Genomic DNA, 8,130 nt, shown 5'->3' on the forward strand with positions numbered 1-8,130 from the left:
CGCGCCACGCCGCCACCCACCGAGAGCGACCCCTTTGGCAGGCGAGCCCGCCGCGGCCCCTCGCCAAAGACGACCCCATGGCGGGCGCGGACGCGTCTGGTCCCGGCAGAACACGGTCCGCTGGTGGGTGCGTCTCGTCGGCACCGCGGACGGCGACCCGCGCGCGGTCGCGGGCGGAGAGGTCAGGCCGGGGGTTGCCAGTCGGCGGCCGTGTCGCGGGCGCGCAGGAGGAGGCGCGGCGCCAGGGCGCCCAGCGCCGCGCCGCGTGCGCGGACCGTGAAGCGGCCCTGCGCCTGCAGGACCCGCCCGAGCCGGTGGGACGACCGGGCCACGCGCGTCACGCGGGGCCGGCGGACGCGGGTGTAGGCGTCCAGGGCCGCGACCAGGTCCGGCCCGGGCTGCGCCCCGGCGACCAGTGACTGCAGGGTGGCCGCGTCCTCGAACGCGAGGCACGCGCCCTGGGTGAGGTTCGGGGTGGCCACGTGGGCAGCGTCGCCGAGCAGCACGAGGCCGCCCCCACCGACGGGCCGGTCGAACCGGGCGGGCAGCGGCCGCAGCTCCTCGCCCAGGCGTTGCACCAGGTCCTCGGGCTCGGTGGCGGCGAGCAGGTCGCCTACGGGGGTCTGCCAGTCGGCGAACCACCGGCGCAGGAGGGCGAGCTGGGTGGCGGGCGACTCGGGGCGGGCGGCGCCGGGCGCCGTGGCCGCCCAGTAGATGCCGCCGCGCGACGAGCCGCCGGCCGCGCCGCGCTCGCCGAGCGTCGCGTGCAGGAAGCGCCGGCCGGCGCCGAGCATCTCGCCGGCATGCGGCACGGTGTCGGGCAGCTTGGGCGCCCGGAACCACGGGATGACCGCGCGCCACGTCGTGAAGCCGGCCGGTACGAGCGACGAACCGGTGGTGGCCCGGCGGCGCAGCAGCGAGTCGGCCCCGTCCGCCGCGATGACGAGGTCCGCCTCGAACGTGTGCCGACCGGTCGTTACGGCCGGGCGGTCGCCGGGTGCGGTGCGGATGCCGGTGACCTCGGTGCTGGTCCGGATCTCGAGCGTCTCGCCGAGGCCGGCCATGAGGGTGTCGTGCAGGTCGTCGGCGTGCACGACCACGGGTTGTTCGGTGGGCACGGCCGGCTCGCGGGCCTCGACCAGCCAGCGGCCGTCGGGGCGCCGGATGCCGGAGGCCATCGTGGGAAACGCGATCGCGTCGAGGCCCCGCCCCAGCCCGAGGGCGCGCAGCGCGGCGACGCCGTTGGGCCAGATCAGCAGGGCCGCTCCCCCGCCGCGCAGCCGGTCGTCGCGCTCCAGCAGCGTGACCTGCCAGCCGGAGCGGGCCAGCGCACCCCCGACCGCGAGGCCGCCGACGCCCGCGCCGACCACCACCGCGGTACGCATCAGCCCTTGTTCCTGGGCTTCTTCGTCTCGTCCGCCGAGTCGATGAGATCGTCGTCCGACGGGTCGTCGGCCGGCACCTCCGGCTCCGCAGCATCGGCGGCCTCAGCCCGCTCATCGTCCGCGGCCTCTTCCACGTCCTGGGCCGACGGCGCGCCCACGCCGTCGGAGCGGCCCTTGCGGTGGCGCCAGTCGATCGGCGTGCCGTCGGCGGTCACCAGCGTCATCGTGCCGTCCTCGGCGGTCAGGATGTGCTCCTGCGGGCCGCGGACCAGCACGAAGTAGGCGAGCGCGCCGAGGAAGACGGCGATCGACACCCAGCTGTTGACCCGTAGGCCGAGCCACTCGTGCGCGGTGTCGGTGCGCATCGCCTCGATCCAGAACCGACCCGCCGTGTACGCCATGACGTACAGCGCGAACGCGCGGCCCCGGCCGAGCTTCCAGCGCCGGTCGACGAGCCAGACGAGCAGCGCGACGCCGAGATCCCACACCGCCTCGTAGAGGAACGTCGGGTGGAACGGCCCGCCGGACACGAGGATCGGCTCGCCGGTGGCGGGGTCGACGACCGCCTTGCCGGCGCCCAGGTCGTACTCGTAGACCTTGAGGCCCCAGGGCAGGTCGGTGTGGCCGCCGAAGAGCTCGTTGTTGAACCAGTTGCCCACGCGGCCGATCGCCTGGGCGACCGGCAGGCCGGGCGCGAGCGCGTCGGCGAAGACGCTCAGCGGCAGGTTGACCTTCCGGCAGGCCCACCAGGCGCCGAGCGCGCCACCGGCCACGGCGCCCCAGATGCCGAGGCCGCCCTCCCAGATCCGGAAGGCGCGCAGCGGGTCGCCGTCGGCGCCGAAGTAGTCGTCGGGGGAGGTGATCAGGTGGTAGATGCGCGCGCCGATGATGCCGGCCGGCACGGCGTAGAGGGAGATGTCGAGCGTCAGCCACTTGGGCGCGCCCCGCCGGCGCAGCCGGGCCTCGGTGATCAGGACCGCCGCGACGATGCCGAGCAGGATGCACATCGCGTACGCCCGGATGGGGATGGGGCCCAGGTACCAGGCGCCCTCGGTCGGGCTGGGGATGTCGGCGAGGATGGTCGCAGCCGTGGTCACGGGTGCACACGCTACCGCTAACCCGGGGCGCGCCACAGACCGCGTTGACATCGGGCGACTTCGCACGTCGTGCCCGCTAGGCGGTGGGTCCGTCCGGTTCTAGTCTTTTGTGGCATGACAGCGCTCACTTCGGCGGTCGCCGCGGTCATCACCGACCCGGCCGGCCGCGTCCTGCTCTGCCAACAGCGACAGGGGCACCAGCTCTGGGGCCTGCCGGGCGGCGGCGTCCGCGCCGGCGAGAGCCCGGTGCACGCGGTCGTGCGTGACGTGCGCACCGACACCGGCACCGAGACGGAGCTCGTCGACCTGGTCGGCCTCTACCAGCTCACCGGCGACGGGTGCGGGGACGACCTGCCCGACGTGCTCGTGCACGTGTTCCGGGGCCGGCTCGCCAACGCCGACGTGGCGGTGAACGCGCCCGACCGGATCAGCCGGCTGGCCTGGCACGACCCCGCGTGCCTGCCCGAGCCGATGACGGCCACGACCCGCGCGGCCGTCGCCGACGCGCTGGCCGGGCGCTCGGGCGTGCTGCGCGACGTGCTCCGCGACGTCGACCCGCGGTCGGCCGACGACGAGCCGTGGGACGAGGCCGCCATTCCGGCCCAGCAGCCCCCGGCCGTCCCCGTCAGCTGACCTCGCCGGGGCTGACCTCGCCGGGGCCGGCCTCGACGACGCGTTGCCGGCGGCGGCTGAACCACCCCGCCACCGGCTCCACCACGCGTGCCGCGACCGGCCCCGCGATGGCCATCAGCAGCACGTACGCGGTGGCGAGCGCGGCCAGTTCGCCCCCGACCGCGCCGGACGCGACCGCGAGGCCGGCGATGACGATGGAGAACTCGCCGCGTGCCACAAGCGCGGCGCCGGCGCGCAGCCGGCCCAGCCGGGCCACGCCCTGCCGGCGCGCCGCCCACCAGCCGGTGAGCAGCTTGGTCAGCGTCGTGACGATCGCGAGCAGCACGGCCGCGCCGAGCACCGGCGGGATCGTGGCCGGGTCGGTGTTGAGGCCGAACAGCACGAAGAACACGGCGGCGAACAGGTCGCGCAGCGGCTCCAGCAGCTTCGTCGCGTTCTCCGCGGTGGACCCGGAGATCGCGATGCCGAGCAGGAACGCGCCCACGGCCGCCGACACCTGCAGCGCCGAGGCGAGGCCCGCGACGAGCAGCGCCGCGCCGAGCACGCGCAGCAGGAAGACCTCGGGCTCGCGCGCGTCGACGACGGCCGAGACGATCCGCCCGTACCGCAACGCCACGACGAGCACCACCGTGATCGTCACCAACGCGATGCCGAGTGCCTTGAGCCCACCCACCAACCCCACCCCGGCGAGTACGGCGGTGAGGATAGGCAGGTAGAACGCCATCGCCAGGTCCTCGAACACGAGGATGGACAGCACGACGGGCGTCTCACGGTTGCCCAGCCGGCCCAGGTCCCCCAGGACCTTCGCGACGATGCCCGACGACGAGATGTACGTGACGCCGGCCATCGCGAGCGCTCCGATGGGCCCCCAACCCAGGATCACCGCCACGGCCGCGCCGGGCGCCGCGTTGAGCACGATGTCCACGATGCCCGCGAGCCACGACCGGCGCATGCCGGTGATCAGCTCGTCGGCCGAGTACTCCAGGCCGAGGAGCAGGAGCAGCAGCACGACGCCGATCTCGGCGCCCAGGCCGGCGAAGGACCCGATGCCGTGCAGCGGGACCAGGCCGCCGGCGCCGAACGCCAGGCCGCCGAGGAGGTAGAGCGGGATGGGCGAGACGCCGATGCGCCAGGCCAGCCGGCCGAGGACGCCCAGGCCGAAGAGGACGGCCCCGAGTTCGATGAGTGCGGTGGCGGTGCTGTGGCCGTCCCCCATCCGGCTCAGCCGTTGTCGATGATGCGGGCCGCCTCGGCGAGACCGTCTGCAGTGCCGACGACGACGATCAGATCCCCGGCGGTGAGGCCGAAGTCGGGGCGGGGGGAGGGATGTACGGTGCCGCCGCGCAGGATCGCGACGATCGACGCGCCGGTGCGCGTACGCAGCGTGGTGTCGCCCAGCGTGCGCCCGTCGAACGGGGAGCCGGGGACCACGGCGAGCTGGTGGGTCTCGATGCCGGTGACGTCGCGGTTCTGCGCGGCGATGTGCTCCACCAGGTGCGGCGCGCCGAGCAGGCTGGCGAGCGTGCCGGACTCCGCGGCTGTCAGCGGCACGGCCACGATGACGGCGTCGGGATCGTCGCGGCGGAAGACGAGCAGCTCCGCGTGACCGTCCTTGTGGGTGATGACGCCGAGGCGCCGACCGTCCCGGGTCGCGAAGTCCTGCTGCACCCCGATGCCCGGGAGCGGAGTCACGTTCACGTTCACCCGCGTGATCCTAACGGATCACGAATTGGTAACGGTCAACGCTTGACGGCGCGCACCCCGCCCGCCAGGTCCGCGCTGAGCTCGCGCAACGCGCCCAGGCCCGCGTCGAGGTCGGCGGCGTCCAGCAGCGTCCTGATCAACGCGCTGCCCACGATGACCCCGTCGGCGTAGGCGCCCACGGCAGCCGCGTGCTCCCCGTTGCGTACTCCCAGACCGACGCCGACCGGGATCGTGGCGTCCGCCGCGCGGACCCGGGCGACCAGCGCGGGCGCCGCGTCCGACGTCTGCTCCCGCGCGCCGGTCACGCCCATCACGGCGGTGGCGTAGCAGAAGCCCCGGCACGCGGCCGCCGTCATGGCGATGCGCTCGTCCGTCGACGACGGGGCGACGAGGAAGACCTTGTCGAGCCCGTGCGCGTCGGCCGCGGCGATCCACTCGCCGGCCTCTTCGGGGATGAGGTCGGGGGTGACGAGCCCGGCCCCGCCGGCGGCGGCGAAGTCGCGCGCGAAGCGCTCCACGCCGTAACGCTCGATGGGGTTCCAGTACGTCATCATGATCACGGGCGCGCCGGCGGTCGCCGCGGCCTCGATGATGCGCAGCACGTCCGCGCTGCGCACGCCGCCGGCCAGGGCGATCTCGCTGGCCCGCTGGATGACGGGGCCGTCCATGACCGGGTCCGAGTACGGGAACTCGACCTCGATGATGTCGACGCCCGACTCCACCATGGCCTTCATCGCGGCGATGCTGCCGTCGACGGTCGGGAAACCGGCCGGCATGCAGCCCACCAGCGCGGCCCGCCCCTCGGCCCTTGCCTTCTCGAAGGCCACGGACACACTCATGCCTGATCCTTGAACAGTCCGAAGTAGTCACCCGCGGTCGACACGTCCTTGTCGCCGCGACCCGACAGGTTCACCAGGATGGTGGCGTCCGGACCCAGTTGCTTCGCGAGCCGCAGGGCGCCGGCGAGCGCGTGCGAGCTCTCGATCGCCGGGATGATGCCCTCGGTGCGGCACAGCAGTTGGAACGCGTCCATCGCCTCGGCGTCCGTGACGGGCTCGTAGACAGCCCGGCCGGTCTCGTGCAACCACGCGTGCTCCGGCCCGACGCCCGGGTAGTCCAGGCCCGCCGAGATCGAGTGCGACTCGATCGTCTGGCCGTCCTCATCCTGCAGCAGGAACGTCCGGTTGCCGTGCAGCACGCCGACCGAGCCGCCGGTGATGCTGGCCGCGTGGCGGCCCGTCGCGACGCCGTCGCCGCCGGCCTCGAAGCCGTAGAGCTTCACCGACTCGTCGGGCACGAACGCGTGGAAGATGCCGATCGCGTTCGACCCGCCGCCCACGCACGCGACCACCGCGTCGGGCAGCTTGCCGGTGAGCGAGAGGACCTGCTCACGGGCCTCCTCGCCGATGCCCTTCACCAGGTCCCGCACGATCATCGGGAACGGGTGCGGGCCGGCGGCCGTGCCGAGCAGGTAGTGCGTGGTGTCGACGTTGGCGACCCAGTCGCGCAGCGCCTCGTTCAGCGCGTCCTTGAGGGTGCGCGAACCGTTGGTCACCGGGATGACCGTGGCGCCGAGCATCCGCATACGGGCGACGTTGAGCGCCTGCCGGCGCGTGTCCTCCTCGCCCATGTAGACCACGCACTCCAGCCCGAACAGGGCCGCGGCCGTGGCGCTCGCGACGCCGTGCTGGCCCGCGCCGGTCTCGGCGATGACGCGCGGCTTGCCCATCCGCTTGACCAGCAGGGCCTGGCCCAGCACGTTGCGCACCTTGTGCGCGCCCGTGTGGTTGAGGTCCTCCCGCTTGAGCAGGATGCGCGCGCCCGCCGCCTCGGACAGCCGGGTGGCGTCGTAGAGGCGGCTGGGCGTGTTCGCGTACTCGCGCAGCAGCCGGTCGAACTCGGCGTGGAACGCCGGGTCGTCGAGCGCCTCGCGGTAGACCTTCTCCAGCTCGTCGAGCGCCGCGATGAGCGCCTCGGGCACGAACCGGCCGCCGAACCGCCCGAAGTGTCCGGCGAAGTCCGGCAGGGTCCCGGTCATCGGACCGGCCTCGGCGTCGCGGGGTGCGAGCCGGCCGTCACCAGCTCGGCCACCGCCTCGCGCGGGCTCTTCTGGGTCACCAGGCCCTCCCCCACCAGGACGGCGTCGGCGCCGGCCGCCGCGTAGCGGATCAGGTCGTGCGGGCCCCGCACCCCCGACTCCGCGATCTTCACGACGTTGTTCGGCAGCCCGGGCGCGATGCGCTCGAACACCGACCGGTCGACCTCCAGGGTGGCGAGGTTGCGCGCGTTCACGCCGATGACCTTGGCACCGGCCGCGAGCGCCCGGTCGGCCTCGGCCTCCGTGTGCACCTCCACCAGCGCGGTCATGCCCAGCGACTCGACCCGCTCCAGCAGGCCCGTGAGCGTGTTCTGCTCCAGCGCGGCCACGATCAGCAGCACCAGGTCGGCCCCGTAGGCCCGGGCCTCGTGCACCTGGTAGCTGGAGACCACGAAGTCCTTGCGCAGCACCGGCACGTTGACCGCGGCCCGCACGGCCGCCAGGTCGTCGAGCGAGCCGCCGAACCAGCGGCCCTCGGTCAGCACGCTGATGCAGCGGGCGCCGCCGTCCGCGTACTCCTTGGCCAGCTCGGCCGGGTCCGGGATCTCCGCGAGCTGCCCCTTCGACGGGGACGAGCGCTTCACCTCGGCGATCACGCCGACCCCGGGCGACCGCAGCGCGGCATAGGCGTCGAGCGCCGGGGGCGCCGCCGCGGCGGTCTCCTTCAACGCCTCAAGCGGAACCCGCGCCTGCCGGGCCGCGACGTCCTCACGGACCCCAGCCAGGATCTCCTCGAGTACGCTCACCGGCCCACCTCCACCCGCGGGCTCCCCAATCCGGGTGTCGTCATGCGGCCGATGGTAGGGGTAACGAGGATCGCGCCCAAGTCCGGGGTATGCCGTTGCTAACCCTGTGGAATGCGGCATAATGCCTGCGCCCCCGGATGCGGTATAAGGCCCCGGATCGCCGCGGTTCCCGCTGCTAGTCCGCGGTCGGATCGTCACCACGGTCGATGGCGTCCCAGAACTGCCCCGTCGACCTCCGGCCCGGCGTCCGCGCGGGGTCGCCCCTTCCTTCCGGGGTACGCCCCACCGCGACGGGTTGGGGCGCAACCACTCCGGCAGGCCGCTCGTAGCGGGAACCCATCGACGGCCATGCCCAGCCGCGCCGCAGGACGACCGCGCCGACGGCCACGATCGCCACGCCCGCCGCCACGCACAGGGTCGGCCACAGCCGGCGGCCGGTGTCGGCGTCCGGGAAGGCCAGCGCCGCC

9 protein-coding genes are annotated in these 8,130 nt (G+C 74.0%); 1 reads left to right on the forward strand and 8 read right to left on the reverse strand.

Going from position 1 to position 8,130, the window contains the following annotated elements; all coding sequences use genetic code 11:
- Positions 1–182: 182 nt before the first annotated feature.
- Positions 183–1,385: an FAD-dependent oxidoreductase gene (locus ABD211_RS28290; protein ID WP_344138429.1), complete on the reverse strand. Its 1,203-nt coding sequence runs from the start codon at positions 1,383–1,385 to the stop codon at positions 183–185.
- Positions 1,385–2,482, reverse strand: coding sequence for a prolipoprotein diacylglyceryl transferase (gene lgt / locus ABD211_RS28295; protein ID WP_344138431.1), 1,098 nt, complete (start codon positions 2,480–2,482; stop codon positions 1,385–1,387). The genes ABD211_RS28290 and lgt overlap by 1 nt, the downstream gene beginning before the upstream one ends.
- A gap of 114 nt (positions 2,483–2,596) precedes the next feature.
- Here lgt and ABD211_RS28300 point away from each other — a divergent pair, with 114 nt between their 5' ends.
- The gene (locus ABD211_RS28300) at positions 2,597–3,115 is read left to right on the forward strand and encodes an NUDIX hydrolase (protein WP_344138433.1); all 519 of its coding nucleotides are present in this window, start codon (positions 2,597–2,599) and stop codon (positions 3,113–3,115) included.
- On the opposite strand, the gene ABD211_RS28305 is transcribed toward ABD211_RS28300, so the two are convergent.
- From ABD211_RS28305 to ABD211_RS28330, 6 genes are all read right to left on the reverse strand, one after another.
- Positions 3,108–4,331: a cation:proton antiporter gene (locus ABD211_RS28305; protein WP_344138435.1), complete on the reverse strand. Its 1,224-nt coding sequence runs from the start codon at positions 4,329–4,331 to the stop codon at positions 3,108–3,110. The genes ABD211_RS28300 and ABD211_RS28305 overlap by 8 nt on opposite strands.
- 5 nt (positions 4,332–4,336) lie before the next feature.
- On the reverse strand, positions 4,337–4,819 hold the full coding sequence (locus ABD211_RS28310) for a cation:proton antiporter regulatory subunit (protein WP_344138437.1): 483 nt from the start codon (positions 4,817–4,819) through the stop codon (positions 4,337–4,339).
- 35 nt (positions 4,820–4,854) lie between these two features.
- Positions 4,855–5,658, reverse strand: a complete 804-nt coding sequence (trpA, locus tag ABD211_RS28315; RefSeq protein WP_344138439.1) for a tryptophan synthase subunit alpha — start codon at positions 5,656–5,658, stop codon at positions 4,855–4,857.
- Complete coding sequence (gene trpB, locus ABD211_RS28320) at positions 5,655–6,857, reverse strand: tryptophan synthase subunit beta (RefSeq protein ID WP_344138441.1); 1,203 nt, start codon at positions 6,855–6,857, stop codon at positions 5,655–5,657. Before trpB ends, trpA begins: the two co-directional genes overlap by 4 nt.
- Positions 6,854–7,663, reverse strand: coding sequence for an indole-3-glycerol phosphate synthase TrpC (gene trpC, locus ABD211_RS28325; RefSeq protein ID WP_344138443.1), 810 nt, complete (start codon positions 7,661–7,663; stop codon positions 6,854–6,856). The genes trpB and trpC overlap by 4 nt, the downstream gene beginning before the upstream one ends.
- Positions 7,664–7,838: 175 nt before the next feature.
- The coding region (locus ABD211_RS28330) for a Trp biosynthesis-associated membrane protein (protein WP_344138445.1) at positions 7,839–8,130 on the reverse strand (292 nt) is incomplete at its 5' end.

This window comes from Luedemannella flava, assembly GCF_039528515.1.
Classification (GTDB): domain Bacteria; phylum Actinomycetota; class Actinomycetes; order Mycobacteriales; family Micromonosporaceae; genus Luedemannella; species Luedemannella flava.